Below are 21,567 nucleotides of genomic sequence, written 5' to 3'. Positions count from 1 at the left end.
TTATGATGTTACTATCGAACATTAAAACAATAATTGCGGAATTAAATCAAACTAATGTTAAACTTAGTCAATATCAAAATTTTCAGTTATGGATTATTAAAGTTACAGAAAAATCCGAAATTATTACCTTAGAATTATTGACAATTGAGGATAGTGAAGATAGTGCTTACCATGTTATTGCTACAATTGATATCGCATTAACTAAACAAGAGGATTTAATTTGGTATTATGAAAGTCTTCTTTTGGCCCAACAACAAACAGCAGCAAAAGTAGCTTTCTGAAGGAAATTAACACAACAAGCAAAACCACTTTATCAGTTAGAAACAAGTAGTAATATTTATCGCTTAACCAAAATTGGGATTAACTTTTTTAAAGATAACACAATCGAAACGGAATTAAATTATTGTAATTATAATATTTTAACAATTCTAATTTCATTCCGAAAAATTAATAACTTTAAGAATTCTAATGATTTGAAATCTTGCAATCAAGTAAATTTGATTGAAGAAATTAAGAAAAGTTTAGCTGCAATGCAATTAATAACTTATAAATTATTGTTAATTGAAGGATGTGTTTCCTATCACCTTGAAATTAATTGATTAACAAACACAGGACAATTTTTAATTAAAACAAATGCTACTATTTATTATCAAGTTAATTTGACCATCAAAACCGAGCAAAAAATATTGGAACAATTATTAAATTTAATTCAATTAATTACTAAACTTAATGAACGAACTTTAGAATATTTTCGAACATTATTATTGTTAACTCATCAGCAACAATTATTTATTTTTAATAAGAAAACAGATTGCTGAATTCAAACACCACTAGGACAGAAATTGTTTTATCAAATTGATTATCCAAAATTTATAATTAATCAAGAAATGATGAAATTTAATTTAGAGAAAGGAATATAAAAATGAGTAATAGCGAAAAAACAAATGAATTAATTTATACCTTAAATGATATCATGGCTGAACGGTTTGGTCGTTATGCAAAATATATTATTCAGGACCGGGCATTACCTGATGTTCGGGATGGTTTAAAACCTGTTCAACGTCGAATTCTATTTGCAATGAGTGAATTACGGTTAACTTTTGATACTAGTTATAAGAAATCAGCCCGAATTGTTGGGGAAGTAATTGGAAAGTATCATCCGCATGGCGATACTTCTGTTTATGATGCAATGGTGCGATTATCACAGGATTGGAAAGTTCGTTATCCATTAATTGATATGCATGGGAATAATGGTTCAATTGATGGTGATCCTGCTGCCGCAATGCGTTATACTGAAACTCGTTTAAGTGAAATTTCATCATTTTTATTACAAGATCTAGATAAAAAAACTGTTGCTTTTGCCCCTAATTTTGATGACTCTGAGCAAGAACCAGTTGTTTTGCCGGCTTTATTTCCAAATTTATTAGTTAATGGTTCAACCGGGATTGCTGCGGGGTATGCAACAAATATTCCGCCCCATAATTTATATGAAATTATTGATGCAACAATTCATTTTATTAAAAAACCAAAAAGTAAAGTTACGGAATTAATAAAATATATTAAAGGACCAGATTTTCCAACAGGTGGAATTATTCAAGGAAAGAATGGAATTTTAGAAGCATATGAAACCGGTAAAGGTAAAATTATTATCCGCAGTAAAATTAAAAATGAAAATAATACCTTAGTTATTACTGAAATTCCATATGAAGTTGTTAAACAAGATTTAGTTAAAAAAATTGATGATATTAAATACAATGAGCCAGGCTTAAATATTAAAGAAGTCCGGGATGAAACTGACCGTGAGGGATTACGAATTGTTATTGAATTAGGAAAACAAGCTAATTTTGAAACAGTTCGGAAGTTCTTATTAAAAAATACTAATTTACAAGTTTCATATAATTTTAACATTGTTGGGATTGCTAAAAAACAACCGCTCCAATTAGGATTAAAAGAAATTTTAACTTATTATATTGAGCATCAGCAAGAAGTTGTTACTAATCGTTCACAATTTGAATTAGCGCGAGCGGAAAAACGCTTAGAGATTGTCGCTGGTTTAATTAAAACAATTAGTATTTTAGATGAAGTTATTGCTACAATTCGTCATTCAAAAGATCGAAGTGATGCAATTAAAAATTTAGTAGCTAAATTTGATTTTACAAAAGTACAAGCGGAAGCAATTGTTCAATTACGATTATATCGTTTAACTTCGACAGATATTTTACAATTACAAACAGAACAAAAAGAATTAATTGCCAAAATTGATAATTTAAAAGCAATTTTAGGGGATATTAATAAGTTAAATCATGTTATTATTCACCAATTGGAATTAATTCGCAAGCGATTTCACAGTCCACGCCGTAGTGTTATTAAAGATGAAATTGAAACAATTGAAATTGAAAAGACAGAAATAATTATTGAAAAAGAATTAAATCTTTGAATTTCTCGAGATGGTTATTTAAAAGCATTAGAAAATAACCAATTAGCAAGATTAGCAACAGAAGAATTTAAACGCAAACCAGGTGATTTATGGATTGCTGATTTTCAAGCCAATACTTTTGATAAGATCTTATTAATTACTTCAAAAGGAAATTATGTTATTATTCCTGTTTATAAAATTAAATCAGTCCGCCTAAAAGACATTGGTGAACATGTTAATACGATTTCTGAATTACCAGGAGAAGAAAAAATTATTAGTGCCTTTTTACTAAATGATTTTGATAAACCAGAACAATATATTATGTTAGCAACAAAAAAAGGAATGATTAAAAAGACAGCTGTAAAGGATTTTGAAGCAACCCGCATTAGTAAAGCCCTTAAAGCAATTAATTTAAAAGGGGATGATGAAGTTATTGCTACGCAGTTAGTTGATAAGCATTCATATCTTATTGTTGCCACCGCTAATGGATTTATTGTTAAATACCGAGCAAAAGAAGTCCCAGCATTAGGATTACGAACAGCAGGAGTTAAAGCAATTAATTTACGTGATGATGTTGTCGTTGGGGCTGGTTATTGCAAAGAAGAAAGTCTTGTTTTAGTTACAAATCTTAATACTGGTAAAAAAATTGTCATCAAAGAATTACCGTTATCCAGTCGTCCAGTTAAAGGAACAAGGATGTTTAAAGCACATAAGCAAACAAATGAATTAGTACAATGAATTTTTATTACAAAAGGAAATGAAACCTTGCATATGCTAAATCAGCAAGATGAAATAGTGTTATTTAATACGGCTAAATTAAGAGTTCATAATTTGGAACGCGGAACAGATCCCTTAGGTTTTGAAAATATTGTTGATATTGTTATTCCCCAATATTGTAATTTAAAAATGATACATTCTAAAAAAATGGGGAACAATCATCAGGCTAAAATTCAAAAAAAACATCAGTTTCAACAAGAACAGAAACATCAGCAACATAATGTTAAAACGATTAATAATGTGATGCCAACAGTTAATTCATTTGTTAATAAAACAGCTTCTGAACAAAAAAATCAAAATAAAGAAAAAAGCTCAAGTGATAGTAATAACGATGATGAAAGTCACCTCATTGTGAAGCCAAGTCTTTTTTCAGCATCAAATCTTGCTGAAAGAAAAGAAGAATTAGTGTCAATATCAGAATCAAACGCAACAGTAAAACCTGATTCTTTTGAACCAGAAATGCTACCACTTGAACCACCAGTTCAATTAGAAATTAAAAAACTACAACAAAGGGTTAAAAAACAAAAGAATAATAAGAAACAATCTAAAAAAACTAAAGAAGTAAAAAAAGCACCAGTTACTGGTGAACCAAATAAACCTTTGCTAATTTATGAACAAGGATCATCAACGCCCTTTGCTGTAAAAACTTTTGGTAAGATTAAAACAACTGTTGATATTCTTATTGAGAAAAAAGAGTTAGCAAAAGTACAAGCAGATTTACAACAAGCGCAAGAGCAACAACAAAAGGACAAATTAAAAAATGAACCAGTTGTAATAATAAAACAAGAACCAAAACCAAATATTACTAAAGGTGTTACTACTGTTGAAGTTTTACTTAATGAGAAAAAGAAAAAAGAAGCAGCAAAACAAGCTGTGCCTAAAGTAACAACCGAATCTTTAGAATCTCAACCTTCACAGGAAAAAGATAGTCCACGAACTGCTCTCTTAAAAGCAATTGAAAAAGCACCGCCTGGAAAAATTATCCTTGGTTTAAAAGATGTAAAAAAACCTAACCAGGAACAAAAAATAAAGAAAGTTACTTTTAAAGCCCCGCATAAAAAAGTTGGGAACAAAACAAAGTTTAAAAAGGATTTGGAAATTGAAGAAACAAAAGAATTAAAGTTAACAATGAATGATATCCTTGATAAATCTAAAAAATAAAATAAATAAAAATCAGTTAAATTTTAATTGATTTTTATTATATAATTTTAATAATCTGATAAAAAGAAATAGGAGCGTTCAGTAATGGCTAATTTAACAGAAGAATTTTTAGTTAAAGGTGTTAATATTAACAAATTTTATCGTAATCAACATGTTTTAAAAAATGTTAATTTAACAGTAAAAAAGGGCGATCGAATTGGAATTGTTGGCCCAAATGGGACTGGAAAAACAACATTATGTGAAATTTTAGCTCAACTTCGTCGTGTTTCAAATGGAATTAATGAAAAGAAATTTGGAATTCGGATTGGAATGCAATTGCAGGAGTCAAAATATCCCAAAGGAATTACTGGTTATGATATTTTAAATTTATATTTAAAAGCTTATAATTTATTTATTTCTCCAAATCAAATTTATCAAATCTTATTGGATTTACAAATTGATAAAATAATGAATAAAGATATTACAAAATTATCTGGTGGCCAACAACAAAAAATTAATATTTTATTAGCCTTAGTTGTCGATCCAGATTTAATTATTCTTGATGAATTAGCAACGGGTTTAGATTTAGAAATTAAGGATAAAATATATGAAATATTAGCAACTTTTTTAGAAAATCAAGATAAAGCATTATTATTAATTTCACATAATATGGAAGAAATTCAACAATTTTGTGAGACATTAATATTTATGGTTTCTGGCGAAATTACAAAAGTATTAAAAGTTCACGAAATTATTACCGAATATGGTAGTGTTGAAAAATATGTTAAAGACCAGTTTAAAGAATATCAAATTGGGGCGTATAATCAAGATTATAGAACAGGAGCAATGGAAAATGATAAATGAGCAAAAAACTGAGCAAAATACATCGATAAAAACAAAAAATAGTTGCTTAGTTAGTGAAAAAATTAATTTATTTTCCTTATATAGTTTTTTCCTAAATTATTTACGCCGTCAAAAATTAGTCTTAATCTTTGCTGTTATTATTATTCCAATTGGAATTCTTTGTCAAGCTATTTTTGCTAATCGTCGGGGACCCGAAATAATGCCGTTATCAATTGGAATTACGTTTATTGCTACCGGAGCTAGTGTTGCAATGTATATGATGATGGGATTTTTAATTGATTTAAAAATGTCTGTTGTCTATAAACGGATTGGTTTATTAGGAATTAAACCGTTAGGATTTATTCTTATTGTTTATACATATTGTTTTACATTAGTATTAATTGCTGATTTATGAGTATTAATTGGTAGTTTTATCATTACGGCGATATTAAAGATTGATTTTGCCATTGTTTATAATTTTATTGTTTTTCTTGCCTTTTTTATATCAATTTTTGTTACTGCTTTTGCTATTGGTTTAATGTTAATTGCTGTTATTTTAATTAATTCGCGTACAATGCAATCTTTAATAACATGCCTTTTTAGTCTTTTGTTTGTTGGGGGATCGTTTGTTGCGGCGGCATTTATTCCCGCTTTATTTGGCCATAATTATCAGCATGGCATCCTGTCAGTAACGGGGTTAAGTATTAGTATCGGAATTATTATTGGTTTAATTTTGTTAACAAGTGTCACCCTGTGGTTAATTATGCGGATTTTTCGATGAGATAATTAAAATATTGTAAAAAAGAATGCAAAAGTAATTGGCAAAAAGAAATTATTTTGCTATGATATACTTGATTAACTATCATAACTCAACATTGAAAAAACCCAATAAATATAAGGGTTTAAAAAAAAGACTCCCATAAAATAAGGGTTTTTGAGCAGTGATTTCCGACATTTTGAATTTAAAAAAATGTAATAAATTTAATTGTAAAATTAGAATTTATGTATTACAATAAAAATAACTTTCAAATATAAACACTTAATTATATTGAAAGTTTCAAACTATTTATAGTTTCATACGCAGGAACTTTTAAATGTAATTTAGTGTTTTTTTATTTGGAAGGAGTTTATAAAAATGAATAATGTTTTTATTTACGATAATTTAAAAAATAATAGTCATAATATATTTATGAATAAATTAAATTATGCTAAAAAAGAATATTATCTTAAAAAAGTCTTTTATGGTAATTATGTTAAAAATATTGTCTTACCATTAGAATTAATTAATAATATTCCTCGTAATAAAACGGGGGTTAAGAATACCGGTAAAAATGATAAAAAGTTATTAAATAATCGTATTCGTACCCAAGGAAATTGTATTCGCAAAGCCTATCATAATTTTTCAAATTCTAAAAATTTAAGTTTTCTGACTTTAACTTATGCTGTTAATGAAAAAGATGTTAAAAAATGCAAATATGATTTAATGAAATTCTTTCAAAATATTAATCGTTGATGAAATAACCCAAAAAGAGCAAAACATCATAAAGGAATTTTAAAATATATGTATACTTACGAGTATCAAAAACGCGGAGCAGTCCATTTTCACATCATATTAAACCAAAAAATACCTAACAGTGTTGTACAACAATACTGAAAACACGGTATTAATAAAAATATTAAAGTTCGTAGTGGAACAAACGAAGATGTTGTTAAATATCTTGCTAAATATATTGTTAAAACCGCTAATAATGATAAGTCACAAAATCATTATGATTTAAACATTAAAGCATATCAATTTAGTCGTAATTGTAAAAACCCCAAAGTAAAAGTTGGTGTTGTTGAATTAGATACCTTAGATTTAATTATGTCATCTGATGAAACACTAAATTATTTTAGTTTTGGTAATAAACAAGGGATTCGTGTTGGTTTTAGTTGTGATAGTTATTATGGTTTAGATAAGTTTAAAGAATATAAAAAATATATTTCACACGAAAGTAAAATATGAAGACATCAAAATAATAAAATGATTGAAAATTACAAAAGTAAATTTAAAAATTTAAGGTGTTAAAAATAAAAAAAATGAGTAAAAAACTCATTAAAAAATGTGGTAATCACATACGCATATAATTACCACAAATTAATTAAAACAAAAAAAAAAAAAAAAACAAGTTGGGGATGGATATTTTACAATATTTTTATTTTTTGTGCTGAAAATTTGACAATTTTAATTTTTATTGTATTATTAAATTAACTTAAACATTTGATTGTGTTTGAGTTTCAAATCTTAAAAGGTTTCATACGCAGGAACTTAGATATAATTAAATGTTTTTTATATTTTATTTATAAATTTATTCAAATAAAAAACACTTAATTTTAGTAAAAATATCGTTATCTCTGTAAGTATCGTATTGTATTAAAAATATTGTTATTTTAAATACTATTATTGATATTGCCAAAAATATAATTAATCATTTTTTATATTTAAGTTTCAATTTTTTAAGAAATCTTTTAAGAAACTATATAGTTTTTTAAAAGGAGATTTCAAATATGAAATATTTAGTAATGTTAACAAAGGTTAACAAAAATAGAATTATTAAAAATATCAAAACAGGTAAAGAAGACAATTATGATGTCTTAAAATTTCAACCAATAGAAAAAAACGAGAATGGCGAATATGAAAGTTCAAATTTATTGCCAATGGATAAATGATTTAAACAAGATGACGAAAATTATAACCAAATAAAATCTATGTGTTCTTTTGGTACTTGATTTTATGTCGGTATTAATTGATATGGAAAAATTGGAATTGTTGAACCATATATTCAAAATAATAGCGAGCAAGATTTTATTAATAAATATTCTAATAATTCAGCAATATCAGAAAGTAATAATTAATATGAAACAACAGTTATGTATGGTTTGTATTAATGACACTATTTGACAAAACGGGGCTACTATTTGCTGAAATTGTTTTCAATTTAAGGGTGCTAACAATGGATAAAAAATGTATTGTTTGCAAACTTGATACTATTTGGAAACAAGGTTCTAATTATTGCTGATATTGTGTTAATAATAATCAAATTTTAATTAATCAATATTATTCTAGATTAAATAATGAAAAGAATTAAAGAAATTTTAAAAGAATTAAAATCAAAAGAATACAACATTTTATTAGATGAATTAGAAGAGTTATTTGTTGAGTTAGAAAAAAATCAATTATTTAAAGAAGATTTTAATGTAGAACAATATGTATTACCTTATCATAGCGGTAAAATAATAACAAAAATTAGTTTAATAGACAATTTAAAATATGACAATTTACCTAGTAAGGAAGATGAATAATGAAAAAACAAACTAAGTTGTATAAACAACGATTAGAATATTTAGTTAATATTATCAATCAATGTTTACCTACTAAAATACCATTATTTATGTTAAGAAAAGCATTAAAACATTTATTAAAAAAAGAAAATATTAATTTACAAATTCTTACAGAAAAAGAGTTTTTAATTTTAAATGAAAAATTAAAAGATAAATTTTTAAAAATTGAAAGTGAGAGTGATTAATTTGAGTGATAATGTATTTTCAATTATTGTTGTAATTTCATTAGTTGTTTTATTATATGTTTATGTTATTTTTTCTATTTTTAATAAAAAAGAAATTAAAAAAGCAATATTAGAACTTGAAAAATTGCAACTTGAAAACGAAAAATTAAAGTTAGAAATTAAAGAATTAAAAAATAAGGAGTGTGATAATTAATGACTGTATTTGTAACAATTTTTTTAACATTATTAATGTTTATGTTTTTTGTATTTTTAATAATAAATGTAGTATTTAAGTTTAAAAATAAATATTTAATTTGTCCCCATTGTTCTAAAAAAGTAGAATTTAAAGAATGGGGAAAACGAAAAATTAAAAAAGCAGATAAATCTGTTGAATAAAATTTAAAAGGAGTTGATTTATATTTTTATTCAAAATTTAAATGATTTAATTGAAGAATTAGAACAAGAACAAAGTATTTCAATTTATCATTCAAAAGATTATTTTTTAGAAACATTGAAAATATTACAAAAAGATTATTTGAAAGAAAAAAAAAGAGGTTTTATTTAAATGTTATTTTTGGAATGAATATTCTAAAAAAATATGTATTCTTTGTAAAAAAGAAATAAAAAAAATGAAACAAGAAAATAAATTTCAAAAATTTCAAAAATTAAATCAAAAAAATTGAAAAAAGAAATTATGAAAGAATTGAGATAAATAAGTTAATATTAATCAAATACCTTGGCAAGTATAAAAATTGATTTTAGTTTTTAATGTTAATTACTAAAATTAAGGTTAGAAATTGCCAAGGTTTTATTATGAGTTATTAGTATTTAAGGAGTGAGTTTTATATGAATGTAAATTTATTGGCAGATAACCCTGACGCAAGTGTTATTAAGCAGATAGCAGATTTTGCTGGTATTCTTGCTGATTGGGCGATTGCTTTTACAAACTGATTTATTAGTTTTTTAGGATCACATATGTTATTAATTATTCCATTAGTTTTAATGTTTGTGGTTTTGGGAATTGAAACAATCAGAAAATTAATTCACGGATACTAATATTTGTGATAAATTCTAACCTTAATTTTAGTAATTAACATTTATGAAAGGAATGTAAGAAAATGCAAAGTGTATGAGATTTATATTATCAATTTATGAATATAATGTTTGGTGTTAATCATCCTATTATTTTAGATGTTGTTATATTTGTTGTATTTTTGATACTGGTTTTTGGTATGTTGTTTTTAATTTTAAGTTTTATTTTTAGGTGGATAAAATAATGGAATGAAATATTTTTTTGCAACGAGTATATCAAGGACTTTTGCAGATTTTTTATTTTATTCCTAAAACTGAAATTAATAATTTTGTTGGTAATTCTATTGATGATATTACTTATTCAGTGATTATGATAGGTGTTTGATTAGTGGTTTTTTTCTTAATTTGATTATCAATATTTATTTTATATAAAACGATTAGATTAGTGGTGTAGATATGTTTAAAATTTATTTTAATTTATTTAGAAGACAAAAAAATATTAAACTTTCTTATTGATTTGTAAATTGATTTATGGCAAATATTTTATTTTATTTTTTTATTGTTTGTTTTAATTTACAGTTTATATATTTTAGTTCTACATCAGTTATTGATATTATCCTTTTTATTTTTTTAGTAATTTTTGATATTATCTTTTTTTGGTCTTTTTTTAGTAATCTTTTTCAGACAAGAAAATTAGTTAAAATTGTTAAAGGTAGTCCAATTTCAATTATTAATGGTGCTTTGGGGACCGGTAAAACTTTATTAATGACTTATTTATCTCAAATTGCTAAATTTGATAATGTTTATTCTAATTATTTTATTAATGATGAAAAAATAGGAGTTTTAGGTTTAAATCATTTAGATTTTAAAAATAAAAATTATAAGATACCTCCAAATGATAGTTTGGTTTTATTCGATGAAATTTTTTTGTATATGAACGGTGCTAGACCTGATGAGAATAATAAAAAATTTAGTGGTTTAATTCCTTATTTTTTATTATGTAGACAGTTTGATAATAATATTATTTTTGCTGGTCAGAGAATTAACCAAAATTGAATTGAATATAGGGAAATTACTAATATGATTATTGTTCCTATGCAATGTATTAAACCTAGTATATTTTTTCCTTATTTTAAAATGAAAATAGGTTTTTTTGATGATTTAGATGATTATTTAGTATGAAAAACTGAAACGGTTAAACGAACAGCGAACGGTAAAAGAGTTCGTAAAAAATCAAATAAAGATCTTGGTATTAATTTTGTTAAGATAACAATTCCTTTATCTATTGCAATGCAATATGATAGTAAATATTTAAAATTTGTGCGTGATTTAAAAAATGATAAAGTACTAAGTTATATTAAACAAAATTGACCTAGTATTGTTAAAAAAGATATTACGATTAATGAATTACGAGAAATGGGTATGGAACATTTATTAAAAAATTTGGGGGAATTAGATAATGATTAATTTATTTGCTAATGATGTATGGAATGGTGCTATTAATACCATAGTTGATATTTTTATGAAAATTATGGATTGAATGTGGGCATTAAAATTGCCTGCTACTGATATTCCTTTGTTTGTTTTATGAGTAATTGGTGGTGTTATAAATTTAATTTTTTTATTAGTTAATAGTTCTCGTGGTTTGAGTTCAGTTTCTCGTTCTTCTTTACAAGCAAGTAAAAAAATATCTAATGGAGTTAAAAATATTAGCAATAATTCTAAAAGTAGTAGTAAGGATAATGATAAATAATGGTAAAGTTAATATTTTTCTTTGTTATTGGTTTAACTGTTGGTTTTGGTTTTATTGCTAATATTGTTATGGCAACAGATTTAGGTTTTACTACTGTTAAAAATTATTTACAATCTGCTAATGATTTTTATAAATTAGTGGCACAGTTATTTATTATTGCAACACACCCAATTTTTCAGTTATATATGGCGTTTGGAATTATTATTATGGGTATTAGAATTATTTTTATTGTTTAGGGAGGTTAAAATAATGAAAAAACGATTATTAGATATATTTTTTGTTTTCTATTTAATTTTTGGTTGATTATTTCTTTTTTGTTGTACTATAACTACAAATTATTTTAGTAATGTTTATAAGTTAGAATTAAAAAATAATGATAGTTTTAGCGATTTGACTTATGCAAAAGCAAATGAATATGATTTTCAATCTTCTTTGATGTTACGACAAGATTATTTTATGCAAGGTTTAGATCCTAGTAATTATGCATTTAGTTTTGGTATTGATTTGGGAAAATGAAAAGGTGAAAGTGTTGACAAAAACGATAGTAATTATTGATTTAATGATCTTAAAATTAATTATAGGAGCTATGAAATTACTTGAAATTCACAGGATGCTTCTAAGAGTTGACAAGGAAAATTAATTTTAGATAGTGATAATACTGGGCGATTTTTAAAAATTTCTGTTTATAAAAATGATATAAAATATGATTTTCTTTTTAATATTGATATAATTCCATATTTATTTTTTCCTATTGTTGCTAATCAAAGTTATAGACATTTTGATTTGAATTATTTAATTTTTAACTCTAATTATAAAAATTTAATTAATAATGATATTATTAAAAGCTTTAATTCTCAATATTTTATTAATGATATTAAGCAGGATACTTTTTCTTTACAAAGTTTTTTTCAACTTTTAGATTATTTTTATTCTAATGTTTTGAGAGTTATATTTGATATTTCTAATTTTAAAGAATTTATTTATTTTAATTCTTCTGGCTCTAATACTGGTTTTGTTTTTTTTGTAAAAAATGGTTTTTTATTATATCCAAAATCAATGCTTTTTAATATTTTACGATTTCCTGATTCATTAGAAACTTATTTAAACCCAAGAATTAATTTGTATAATGCTTATAATATAAATGTTAACCAAAATTATTATTCTTTTTTTTCAAATTGACAATATCAAACTGACATATTACCTTCTAATAATGATTTGTATACTCAATCAATAAAGTTTTTAGATATGACAGATAACTCAAAGTATCAAGGTTTTAATTTAATTACTTTTAATACTACTAATATTGCAAGTAGTTCTATTTCAATTAATGGTTTTAATTTTAGTCTTTATAATTCTAATGATTGAAACAATGAGATTAATGGTGGTGATATTTGGAATATACCTTATAAAAATTGTAGTTGGTATAATGTTGCTTGTCACGTTGAGAATGCAGGTATTTGATTAGTTAACAATTTGCCTGGTATGAAAGATGTTTATAATTTTGTTAGTGGTATAGTACATGTATTTGGTAATGTAACAGATTTATTTAATAATATTGGTAATTTGTTTGCTTTTGATATTACATTTAAGATTATGTTAAGTTCTATTTTGGTGTTAGCAATGGTTAATGGTTTATTACGATATTTTTAGTATATAATATTGTTATTAAAACAAGTAAGGTGGTGTGGTGGTTTATCCACGCACCACCTTACTAGTGGGTGAATGTCGCGTAGCGACAGGGGGCAACGCCCCTTACTTGATTAAATTAAGTATCACAATTGAAAAATAAAAAAATAATAAAAATGATATAATTAAATAGAATAAAGCATTAAAACCATAAGTATCTTTATTCAAAAAACCATTTTCATTTATAAATTAATAAGATTTTAGATTTCGAACCTCTTAAATTCTTGTTAATATTATTGTGTAAGAGTAGTCGTGATAACCTATTCTTACATTTTTTTATTAATATAATAATAACCTTTAAACAAAATATTAATGATGTTATAGAAGCAAATAAATATTTTAAAAAATGAATTCAAAAATTACAGTATCGTTATGGTGGTGATTTTAAATATGTTCGTGTTTATGAATATCAACGACGAGGAGCAATTCATTATCATTTAATTATTGATAGATATTTAGAATTAGCAATCCCCTATTGATTAAAAGTTGTTGGTGGAATGGCAAGGGTTTTTTGGACAAATTTTATGTAGAGTAATAATTTCTGTATTTTACTGGTGTTAAATAATTTAGTTTGCTATGAATTCGAATATTATTGTACCAATTAATGTAATCAAATAATTTTAATTTAAACTGCTCAATGTTTTTAAATTTATTATTTTTAATAAATTCAGTTTTAAAAATTTTGTATGTTGATTCCGCAACAGCATTGTCATAAGGACAACCTGGTTTACTGTAAGACTTTTGAATGTTATTTTTAGTTAAAAAGTTATAAATAAGATTGTTGTTAAATTCACTACCTTGATCAGTGTGAAATATTTTAATATCATTTAATGTAAAGTTAAGTTTATTAAAGGTATTTTTAACTAATTTTGCATTTTTGTGTAAACTAACATCATAACTAATAATTTCACGATTAAATAAATCAATTAGAAAGCAAACATAATATCATTTATTATTAATAAAAACATATGTTAAATCACTGACAACAACTTCATGTAGTTTATAATTATTAAATTCTTGATTTAATAAATTATTATATTTATATGTAACATTGCTTGTATTTGAATGTTTGTATTTGATTTTTGTATAATTTGAAATTAAGTTATATTTTCTCATTATTTTACTAATCTTTACACGAGATAATATAATATTTTGCTGAGCTAGCATGATTTTAATTTTTCTTGTTCCATAATTTTTACGACTTTTTAGAAAAATACTGATAACAGCATTATCAATGTTTTGATTATTCTTGGGATTATTTGCTTTTAATTGATAGTAATATGTTGATCTAGCCAATTTCAATGTTTTACATAAATTAATAATTGGATATTTTGCTTTGTTATTTTTAATGATTGCTATTTTTTGCCGATTATCAGTGTTGCTTGCTTTAAAATGTCATTTTCCATTTCTAATTGTTTAACTTTTTTACGTAATTGAATTAATTCGTTTTCTTCTGGCGTTCTATTGTCTTTAGCTTTAAATGAGTCCGAGTTACTAAATTGGTGAGCTCATTTCCAAACAGTAGATTTACCAATTTGGTAATCATTGGCTAATTGTTCAGGAGTTTGACCCATTTTGTAAAGACCAACAATTTGTTGCTTAAATTCATCGGTATAATGATTCTTTGCCATAATTACACCTCCATTGTAATTTAATTATAAATATTTATTCTACATTATTGTTGTCCAATTTATCTTAACCTATCCATGTTTCAATTTACAATTTGTATATTTTAGTTCTACCTCAGTTTTGGATATTATTTTTTTTATTTTTTTAGTAATTTTTGATATTATTTTTTTCTGACGTTTATTTAGTAATTTTTTTCAGACAAGAAAATTAGTTAAAATTGTTAAAGGTAGTCCAATTTCAATTATTAATGGTGCTTTGGGTACTGGTAAAACTTTATTAATGACTTATTTATCTCAAATTGCTAAATTTGATAATGTTTATTCTAATTATTTTATTAATGATGAAAAAATAGGAGTTTTAGGTTTAAATCATTTAGACTTTAAAAATAAAAATTATAAGATACCTCCAAATGATAGTTTGGTTTTATTCGATGAAATTTTTTTATATATGAATGGTGCTAGACCTGATGAGAATAATAAAAAATTTAGCGGTTTAATTCCTTATTTTTTATTATGTAGACAGTTTGATAATAATATTATTTTTGCTGGTCAGAGAATTAATCAAAATTGAATTGAATATAGGGAAATTACTAATATGATTATTGTTCCTATGCAATGTATTAAACCTAGTATATTTTTTCCGTATTTTAAAATGAAAATAGGTTTTTTTGATGATATAGACGATTATTTAGTTTGAAAAACTGAAACAGTTAAACGAACTGCAAACGGTAAAAGAGTTCGTAAAAAATCTAATAAAGATTTAGGAATTAATTTTGTTAAAATAACAATTCCTTTATCTATTGCAAGTCAGTATGATAGTAAATATTTAAAATTTGTGCGTGATTTAAAAAATGATAAAGTACCAAGTTATATTAAGCAAAATTGACCTAGTATTGTTAAAAAAGATATTACTATTAATGAATTGCGAGAAATGGGTATGGAACATTTATTAAAAAATTTGGGGGAATTAGATAATGATTAATTTATTTGCTAATGATGTATGGAATGGTGCTATTAATGTTGTAGTTGATATTTTTATGAAAATTATGGATTGAATGTGAGCATTAAAATTGCCTGGTACTGATATTCCTTTATTTGTGTTATGAGTAATTGGCGGTGTTATAAATGTAATTTTTTTATTAGTTAATAGTTCTCGTGGTTTGAGTTCAGTTTCTCGTGCAAGTTTAGAAGCAAGTTCAAGTATTGCCAAAGGTATTAAAGGGACTGTTTCGGTTTCGTATAAATCTGGTAAAAAATTTGGTAATTATGTTGGTACTCGTTCAGCAAATAAAAAGGCAAGAATGTCAGCAAAAACAAATAAGGATAATGATAAATAATGGTAAAGTTAATATTTTTCTTTGTTATTGGTTTAACTGTTGGTTTTGGTTTTATTGCTAATATTGTAATGGCAACAGATTTGGGTTTTGCTACTGTTAAACATTATTTAGAGTCTGTTAATGATTTTTATAAATTAGTGGCACAGTTATTTATTATTGCAACACACCCTATTTTTCAGTTATATATGGCATTTGGAATTATTATTATGGGTATTAGAATTATTTTTATTGTTTAAGGAGGTTAAAATAATGCAAAAACGATTATTAGATATATTTTTTATTTTTTATTTAATGTTTGGCTGATTATTTCTTTTTTGTGGTACTATAACTACAAATTATTTTAATAATGTTTATAAATTTGAGTTAAAAAATAATGATAATTTTACTGATTTGACTTATGCAAAAGCAAATGAATATGATTTTCAATCTTCTTTGATGTTACGACAAGATTATTTTATGCAAGGTTTAGATCCTAGTAATTATGCATTTAGTTTTGGTATTGATTTGGGAAAATGAGAAGGTGAAAGTGTTGACAAAAACGATAGTAATTATTGATTTAATGATCTTAAAATTAATTATAGGAGCTATGAAATTACTTGAAATTCACAGGATGCTTCTAAGAGTTGACAAGGAAAATTAATTTTAGATAGTGATAATACTGGGCGATTTTTAAAAATTTCTGTTTATAAAAATGATATAAAATATGATTTTCTTTTTAATATTGATATAATTCCATATTTATTTTTTCCTATTGTTGCTAATCAAAGTTATAGACATTTTGATTTGAATTATTTAATTTTTAACTCTAATTATAAAAATTTAATTAATAATGATATTATTAAAAGCTTTAATTCTCAATATTTTATTAATGATATTAAGCAGGATACTTTTTCTTTACAAAGTTTTTTTCAACTTTTAGATTATTTTTATTCTAATGTTTTGAGAGTTATATTTGATATTTCTAATTTTAAAGAATTTATTTATTTTAATTCTTCTGGTTCTAATACTGGTTTTGTTTTTTTTGTAAAAAATGGTTTTTTATTATATCCAAAATCAATGCTTTTTAATATTTTACGATTTCCTGATTCATTAGAAACTTATTTAAACCCAAGAGTTAATTTGTATAATGCTTATAATATAAATGTTAACCAAAATTATTATTCTTTTTTTTCAAATTGACAATATCAAACTGACATATTACCTTCTAATAATGATTTGTATACTCAATCAATAAAGTTTTTAGATATGACAGATAACTCAAAGTATCAAGGTTTTAATTTAATTACTTTTAATACTACTAATATTGCAAGTAGTTCTATTTCAATTAATGGTTTTAATTTTAGTCTTTATAATTCTAATGATTGAAACAATGAGATTAATGGTGGTGATATTTGGAATATACCTTATAAAAATTGTAGTTGGTATAATGTTGCTTGTCACGTTGAGAATGCAGGTATTTGATTAGTTAACAATTTGCCTGGTATGAAAGATGTTTATAATTTTGTTAGTGGTATAGTACATGTATTTGGTAATGTAACAGATTTATTTAATAATATTGGTAATTTGTTTGCTTTTGATATTACATTTAAGATTATGTTAAGTTCTATTTTGGTGTTAGCAATGGTTAATGGTTTATTACGATATTTTTAGTATATAATATTGTTATTAAAACTAGTAAGGTGGTGCGTGAAGGAATAATTTTACGTTGCGAACAATGTAAAGAAGAAAACTATATTGCAAAACGTGATAAAAAGAAACAACAAGAAAAATTAGAAGTGAAAAAATATTGTTCAAAATGTAACCAACATACTTTACATAAAGAAAAAAATAGTTCCTAATCAGAAACTATTTTTTTATCATTTAATTTATTAGCAAATTTTATGTTATGATTAAAAAAAGGAGCACATAATGATGATGCGGCAAGCAACAATTTTAGATCAAGAGCAAATTAAAGCAATCCGAAAAAAAAGCAATTACAAATATTGACATTAATGATTATAGTTTATTAGAGCAAAATGCCATTTTACAAGAATATCAAGGGGCTGATTTTTGCCAAACATTAAGTCAGGAAATCGGGTATGTGATTGTTTTTGAACATAAAATTTTAGCTTATGGTGCATATTCTTTTAGACAAAACAAAATTACGCAATTGTATGTTGATCCAGAGTATCAAGGCTGATATTTTGGACAAAAGTTATTATACCAATTAGAAAAAATAGCGCAAGGATATGGTTTTTTAGATGTTACTGTTCATGCTTATTTACCAGCGGTTAGTTTCTTTCAAAAACATCATTATAGTGCAATTAAAAAAAATTCACACATTTATCAAGGACAAGAAATTTTAACATTTTTTATGAAGAAACTTTAATTTTGTCGAAAACTCTTGATGAAATAAAAAAATCATCAATATGACAATTTGAAAAATAATTTTGTTTAAGATCATGATTTTGCTTTAAATTTTTTAAACGTTAAAATATAATACCGTTGATTGTTGTTTTGGTGTTAAACCTTTATGTTGGTATTTTCATTTTCATAGATTTAAATAATTTTGAATATTAGTGAAACCCAAACCATGATAATGAATTAAGGCTTCTTTAAGACTCGATTGTAATTTACTAATCTTATTTAACTTTCGATAACTAGTATCAGGGTTTGTACTAGTTTTGGTAGAATATAGAGTAGAATTTGTTTGTTTTGCTACTAATAAATATAATGGTTGCATGTCAGAAATAATTATTGATTTTTCTTTAATTAATTGCTTATTCATATTTTCAATAATTCATTGTTTTTGTAATCGTTTGGTATTGGTGGATTGAACAAAAATATTATTATTGCTATCAACTACCATTTGAATACAGCATTTGGTATTAGTTGAAAATGGATCAAGATGAGTTTTTCGTTTATCAAATTTATCTTTAAAATTACCTTTATGGATTTCTTTAATAAAAGTTTCATCAATTTGGATTTGACCATTTAATTTTTTAAATTTTAATTGAGTATTTTCTAATTGTTTTGATTGCATTAATTTTTGACGATTATATCAAGCAGTTTTTGGTGTTGTTTTAATAAAACGGGAAATTATTTTACTAGATTGTCCTAATAATGAAATTTGAATTAATAAATTTCACTGTTCATAATTTAAATGACTTCAATAAGTAAAATGATGACGAAAAGCATCAAAACTAGCACGACATTTTTTACATAAATATTTTTGTTTTCCTTCGGGATTATGACCATTTTTAACACAATGATAAGATTTACAATCAGGACATATAATGCCTTTATCTCTAAATTTTTGATCAATTTCATTTAAACGTTTTTGTTTTTTGATTACTTCTGCTTCTTTTTTTATTTTTTCAGCAAATTCTAAAAATTGATCATCTGTAAAACTGTTTTTTAATTCTGTAATTATTTTTTCCATCAATTATTTACCTCTATATATTAAAAATATACCTAAAATTAGATATATTCTATAAATATCAAGAGTTTTCGACAAAATTAAAGTGAAGAAATACTTTTAATTTAGGTTAAAGAGGATATAATTTGTATTAGAAGGAAAAGAAGGAATTAATGATGGTGACAAAGATAAATTTGGATGCAAAAACATTAAAAGCTTTTAACTTTTTAAATTCTTTAAAATTAAGTTTTCTTTCGATTGAACGGATTTTAAATACCAAAACAGAATTAACATTGCATCAAAAAGCGGTAATTATTGCTTTGCTTCGTAAACAACATAATATGAAATCTAATTTTTTCCGGCATTATCAATCACCACCAAAATATAAACCACATCAAATTCAAAGCATCCAATTATATCAAGTTGGAAAGTTCCAAACAAAAACCGCGGCAAAACAAAAACCAATCAATAAAACAAAACCAATAACCAAACAAAGAACAAGACCAACGATAAAACCAGCTCTAACAAAACAAAATAATAAACCCCTTCATGTCCGAAATAATATTAACAAACAGTCTTTTTCCCGTAAAAATAATTTATTAGAATTAACAAAACAAAGAATTAATGCATTACGCAATGCTGCTCAAATTTACAATCGAATGGGGCAAGGGGTTATCAAATGAGTAAATCCTTATTTTACTAATCTTCACTTAAAAGGGGATAATAGTATTAAACGTCATAAAAATTTATAAAATGATTTTAATAATTTAAAATCATTTTTTTATTTTCCATTCAAATTTTAAAATATTTCTTTAATTTTGTCGAAAACTCTTGATATTTATAGAATATATCTAATTTTAGGTATATTTTTAATATATAGAGGTAAATAATTGATGGAAAAAATAATTACAGAATTAAAAAACAGTTTTACAGATGATCAATTTTTAGAATTTGCTGAAAAAATAAAAAAAGAAGCAGAAGTAATCAAAAAACAAAAACGTTTAAATGAAATTGATTAAAAATTTAGAGATAAAGGCATTATATGTCCTGATTGTAAATCTTATCATTGTGTTAAAAATGGTCATAATCCCGAAGGAAAACAAAAATATTTATGTAAAAAATGTCGTGCTAGTTTTGATGCTTTTCGTCATCATTTTACTTATTGAAGTCATTTAAATTATGAACAGTGAAATTTATTAATTCAAATTTCATTATTAGGACAATCTAGTAAAATAATTTCCCGTTTTATTAAAACAACACCAAAAACTGCTTGATATAATCGTCAAAAATTAATGCAATCAAAACAATTAGAAAATACTCAATTAAAATTTAAAAAATTAAATGGTCAAATCCAAATTGATGAAACTTTTATTAAAGAAATCCATAAAGGTAATTTTAAAGATAAATTTTGATAAACGAAAAACTCATCTTGATCCATTTTCAACTAATACCAAATGCTGTATTCAAATGGTAGTTGATAGCAATAATAATATTTTTGTTCAATCCACCAATACCAAACGATTACAAAAACAATGAATTATTGAAAATATGAATAAGCAATTAATTAAAGAAAAATCAATAATTATTTCTGACATGCAACCATTATATTTATTAGTAGCAAAACAAACAAATTCTACTCTATATTCTACCAAAACTAGTACAAACCCTGATACTAGTTATCGAAAGTTAAATAAGATTAGTAAATTACAATCGAGTCTTAAAGAAGCCTTAATTCATTATCATGGTTTGGGTTTCACTAATATTCAAAATTATTTAAATCTATGAAAATGAAAATACCAACATAAAGGTTTAACACCAAAACAACAATCAACGGTATTATATTTTAACGTTTAAAAAATTTAAAGCAAAATCATGATCTTAAACAAAATTATTTTTCAAATTGTCATATTGATGATTTTTTTATTTCATCAAGAGTTTTCGACAAAAATTAAAGAAATATTTTGGGAAAATAATATTTTTTCAGGTATAATGATTAGCAAAGCAAATAAATAG

General features: G+C 24.3%; 31 protein-coding genes and 1 pseudogene. 29 read left to right on the top strand and 3 right to left on the bottom strand.

The window, feature by feature from the left end:
* Positions 1-2 precede the first annotated feature (2 nt).
* The 18 genes from ACQH24_RS04270 (at position 3) to ACQH24_RS04185 (ending at position 13,722) form a co-directional block, all read left to right on the top strand.
* The gene (locus ACQH24_RS04270; protein WP_425379403.1) at positions 3-920 is read left to right on the top strand and encodes a hypothetical protein; all 918 of its coding nucleotides are present in this window, start codon (positions 3-5) and stop codon (positions 918-920) included.
* A gap of 2 nt (positions 921-922) precedes the next feature.
* Positions 923-4,354 carry a DNA topoisomerase IV subunit A gene (gene parC, locus ACQH24_RS04265; RefSeq protein ID WP_425379402.1) on the top strand — a complete coding sequence of 1,144 codons (3,432 nt, stop codon included), beginning with the start codon at positions 923-925 and terminating at the stop codon, positions 4,352-4,354.
* Between the two features lie 84 nt (positions 4,355-4,438).
* A complete protein-coding gene (locus tag ACQH24_RS04260) occupies positions 4,439-5,239 on the top strand; it encodes an ATP-binding cassette domain-containing protein (protein WP_425379401.1) in 801 nt (266 codons plus the stop codon).
* Positions 5,187-5,966 carry a hypothetical protein gene (locus tag ACQH24_RS04255; RefSeq protein WP_425379400.1) on the top strand — a complete coding sequence of 260 codons (780 nt, stop codon included), beginning with the start codon at positions 5,187-5,189 and terminating at the stop codon, positions 5,964-5,966. Before ACQH24_RS04260 ends, ACQH24_RS04255 begins: the two co-directional genes overlap by 53 nt.
* A gap of 345 nt (positions 5,967-6,311) precedes the next feature.
* The gene (locus ACQH24_RS04250) at positions 6,312-7,244 is read left to right on the top strand and encodes a rolling circle replication-associated protein (protein WP_425379399.1); all 933 of its coding nucleotides are present in this window, start codon (positions 6,312-6,314) and stop codon (positions 7,242-7,244) included.
* Between the two features lie 479 nt (positions 7,245-7,723).
* The gene (locus ACQH24_RS04245; RefSeq protein ID WP_425379398.1) at positions 7,724-8,071 is read left to right on the top strand and encodes a hypothetical protein; all 348 of its coding nucleotides are present in this window, start codon (positions 7,724-7,726) and stop codon (positions 8,069-8,071) included.
* 219 nt (positions 8,072-8,290) lie between these two features.
* The gene (locus ACQH24_RS04240) at positions 8,291-8,518 is read left to right on the top strand and encodes a hypothetical protein (RefSeq protein WP_425379397.1); all 228 of its coding nucleotides are present in this window, start codon (positions 8,291-8,293) and stop codon (positions 8,516-8,518) included.
* Entirely contained in the window at positions 8,518-8,742 is a 225-nt protein-coding gene (locus tag ACQH24_RS04235; protein ID WP_425379396.1) for a hypothetical protein, read from the top strand. The genes ACQH24_RS04240 and ACQH24_RS04235 overlap by 1 nt, the downstream gene beginning before the upstream one ends.
* Positions 8,735-8,935 carry a hypothetical protein gene (locus ACQH24_RS04230; protein WP_425379395.1) on the top strand — a complete coding sequence of 67 codons (201 nt, stop codon included), beginning with the start codon at positions 8,735-8,737 and terminating at the stop codon, positions 8,933-8,935. Before ACQH24_RS04235 ends, ACQH24_RS04230 begins: the two co-directional genes overlap by 8 nt.
* A complete protein-coding gene (locus ACQH24_RS04225; protein ID WP_425379394.1) occupies positions 8,935-9,117 on the top strand; it encodes a hypothetical protein in 183 nt (60 codons plus the stop codon). The genes ACQH24_RS04230 and ACQH24_RS04225 overlap by 1 nt, the downstream gene beginning before the upstream one ends.
* A 13-nt stretch (positions 9,118-9,130) precedes the next feature.
* Positions 9,131-9,286: a hypothetical protein gene (locus ACQH24_RS04220; protein WP_425379393.1), complete on the top strand. Its 156-nt coding sequence runs from the start codon at positions 9,131-9,133 to the stop codon at positions 9,284-9,286.
* A 281-nt stretch (positions 9,287-9,567) separates the two neighbouring features.
* Positions 9,568-9,777 (top strand): hypothetical protein, encoded by a 210-nt coding sequence (locus ACQH24_RS04215; RefSeq protein WP_425379392.1) that lies wholly within the window; start codon positions 9,568-9,570, stop codon positions 9,775-9,777.
* Between the two features lie 220 nt (positions 9,778-9,997).
* Positions 9,998-10,207, top strand: coding sequence for a DUF2649 family protein (locus ACQH24_RS04210; protein ID WP_425379391.1), 210 nt, complete (start codon positions 9,998-10,000; stop codon positions 10,205-10,207).
* A gap of 77 nt (positions 10,208-10,284) precedes the next feature.
* Entirely contained in the window at positions 10,285-11,220 is a 936-nt protein-coding gene (locus ACQH24_RS04205; protein ID WP_425379390.1) for a hypothetical protein, read from the top strand.
* On the top strand, positions 11,213-11,506 hold the full coding sequence (locus ACQH24_RS04200; RefSeq protein WP_425379389.1) for a hypothetical protein: 294 nt from the start codon (positions 11,213-11,215) through the stop codon (positions 11,504-11,506). The genes ACQH24_RS04205 and ACQH24_RS04200 overlap by 8 nt, the downstream gene beginning before the upstream one ends.
* Positions 11,506-11,742: a hypothetical protein gene (locus tag ACQH24_RS04195; RefSeq protein WP_425379388.1), complete on the top strand. Its 237-nt coding sequence runs from the start codon at positions 11,506-11,508 to the stop codon at positions 11,740-11,742. The genes ACQH24_RS04200 and ACQH24_RS04195 overlap by 1 nt, the downstream gene beginning before the upstream one ends.
* 13 nt (positions 11,743-11,755) lie before the next feature.
* Positions 11,756-13,156 (top strand): spiroplasma phage ORF1-like family protein, encoded by a 1,401-nt coding sequence (locus tag ACQH24_RS04190; protein ID WP_425379387.1) that lies wholly within the window; start codon positions 11,756-11,758, stop codon positions 13,154-13,156.
* 272 nt (positions 13,157-13,428) lie between these two features.
* On the top strand, positions 13,429-13,722 hold the full coding sequence (locus tag ACQH24_RS04185) for a rolling circle replication-associated protein (RefSeq protein WP_425379386.1): 294 nt from the start codon (positions 13,429-13,431) through the stop codon (positions 13,720-13,722).
* Here ACQH24_RS04185 and ACQH24_RS04180 read toward each other — a convergent pair.
* Positions 13,715-14,506: an IS3 family transposase gene (locus tag ACQH24_RS04180; protein ID WP_425380682.1), complete on the bottom strand. Its 792-nt coding sequence runs from the start codon at positions 14,504-14,506 to the stop codon at positions 13,715-13,717. The genes ACQH24_RS04185 and ACQH24_RS04180 overlap by 8 nt on opposite strands.
* A gap of 41 nt (positions 14,507-14,547) precedes the next feature.
* Positions 14,548-14,823, bottom strand: coding sequence for a transposase (locus ACQH24_RS04175; protein WP_425379385.1), 276 nt, complete (start codon positions 14,821-14,823; stop codon positions 14,548-14,550).
* 34 nt (positions 14,824-14,857) lie between these two features.
* On the opposite strand from ACQH24_RS04175, the gene ACQH24_RS04170 reads away from it, so the two are divergent.
* The 6 genes from ACQH24_RS04170 (at position 14,858) to ACQH24_RS04145 (ending at position 18,525) form a co-directional block, all read left to right on the top strand.
* Positions 14,858-15,802: a hypothetical protein gene (locus ACQH24_RS04170; protein WP_425380692.1), complete on the top strand. Its 945-nt coding sequence runs from the start codon at positions 14,858-14,860 to the stop codon at positions 15,800-15,802.
* A complete protein-coding gene (locus ACQH24_RS04165) occupies positions 15,795-16,157 on the top strand; it encodes a hypothetical protein (protein ID WP_425379384.1) in 363 nt (120 codons plus the stop codon). The genes ACQH24_RS04170 and ACQH24_RS04165 overlap by 8 nt, the downstream gene beginning before the upstream one ends.
* On the top strand, positions 16,157-16,393 hold the full coding sequence (locus ACQH24_RS04160; RefSeq protein WP_425379383.1) for a hypothetical protein: 237 nt from the start codon (positions 16,157-16,159) through the stop codon (positions 16,391-16,393). The genes ACQH24_RS04165 and ACQH24_RS04160 overlap by 1 nt, the downstream gene beginning before the upstream one ends.
* A 13-nt stretch (positions 16,394-16,406) precedes the next feature.
* Positions 16,407-17,807: a spiroplasma phage ORF1-like family protein gene (locus ACQH24_RS04155; RefSeq protein WP_425379382.1), complete on the top strand. Its 1,401-nt coding sequence runs from the start codon at positions 16,407-16,409 to the stop codon at positions 17,805-17,807.
* Between the two features lie 32 nt (positions 17,808-17,839).
* A complete protein-coding gene (rpmG, locus tag ACQH24_RS04150; RefSeq protein ID WP_425379381.1) occupies positions 17,840-17,995 on the top strand; it encodes a 50S ribosomal protein L33 in 156 nt (51 codons plus the stop codon).
* 242 nt (positions 17,996-18,237) lie between these two features.
* Positions 18,238-18,525 carry a GNAT family N-acetyltransferase gene (locus tag ACQH24_RS04145; protein ID WP_425379380.1) on the top strand — a complete coding sequence of 96 codons (288 nt, stop codon included), beginning with the start codon at positions 18,238-18,240 and terminating at the stop codon, positions 18,523-18,525.
* A gap of 93 nt (positions 18,526-18,618) precedes the next feature.
* On the opposite strand, the gene ACQH24_RS04140 is transcribed toward ACQH24_RS04145, so the two are convergent.
* Complete coding sequence (locus tag ACQH24_RS04140; RefSeq protein WP_425379371.1) at positions 18,619-19,578, bottom strand: transposase; 960 nt, start codon at positions 19,576-19,578, stop codon at positions 18,619-18,621.
* Between the two features lie 152 nt (positions 19,579-19,730).
* Between ACQH24_RS04140 and ACQH24_RS04135 the strand changes: the two genes are divergently transcribed.
* The 5 genes and pseudogenes from ACQH24_RS04135 (at position 19,731) to ACQH24_RS04115 (ending at position 21,408) form a co-directional block, all read left to right on the top strand.
* Positions 19,731-20,306, top strand: coding sequence for a hypothetical protein (locus ACQH24_RS04135; RefSeq protein ID WP_425379379.1), 576 nt, complete (start codon positions 19,731-19,733; stop codon positions 20,304-20,306).
* 141 nt (positions 20,307-20,447) lie between these two features.
* Positions 20,448-20,573 carry a hypothetical protein gene (locus ACQH24_RS04130; protein ID WP_425379378.1) on the top strand — a complete coding sequence of 42 codons (126 nt, stop codon included), beginning with the start codon at positions 20,448-20,450 and terminating at the stop codon, positions 20,571-20,573.
* An 18-nt stretch (positions 20,574-20,591) separates the two neighbouring features.
* Positions 20,592-20,648: pseudogene (locus ACQH24_RS04125) on the top strand (hypothetical protein); the annotation flags it as partial.
* Positions 20,649-20,846: 198 nt separating this feature from the next.
* A complete protein-coding gene (locus tag ACQH24_RS04120; RefSeq protein WP_425379377.1) occupies positions 20,847-20,969 on the top strand; it encodes a hypothetical protein in 123 nt (40 codons plus the stop codon).
* Positions 20,914-21,408 carry a hypothetical protein gene (locus ACQH24_RS04115; protein ID WP_425379376.1) on the top strand — a complete coding sequence of 165 codons (495 nt, stop codon included), beginning with the start codon at positions 20,914-20,916 and terminating at the stop codon, positions 21,406-21,408. Before ACQH24_RS04120 ends, ACQH24_RS04115 begins: the two co-directional genes overlap by 56 nt.
* Positions 21,409-21,567: the final 159 nt, after the last annotated feature.

The sequence above is a fragment of the Spiroplasma endosymbiont of Stenodema calcarata genome (assembly GCF_964031205.1).
GTDB lineage: Bacteria > Bacillota_I > Bacilli_A > Mycoplasmatales > Mycoplasmataceae > Spiroplasma.
The sequence above is the reverse complement of the archived record's forward strand: the minus strand, read 5'-3'. Positions and strand labels throughout refer to the sequence as shown.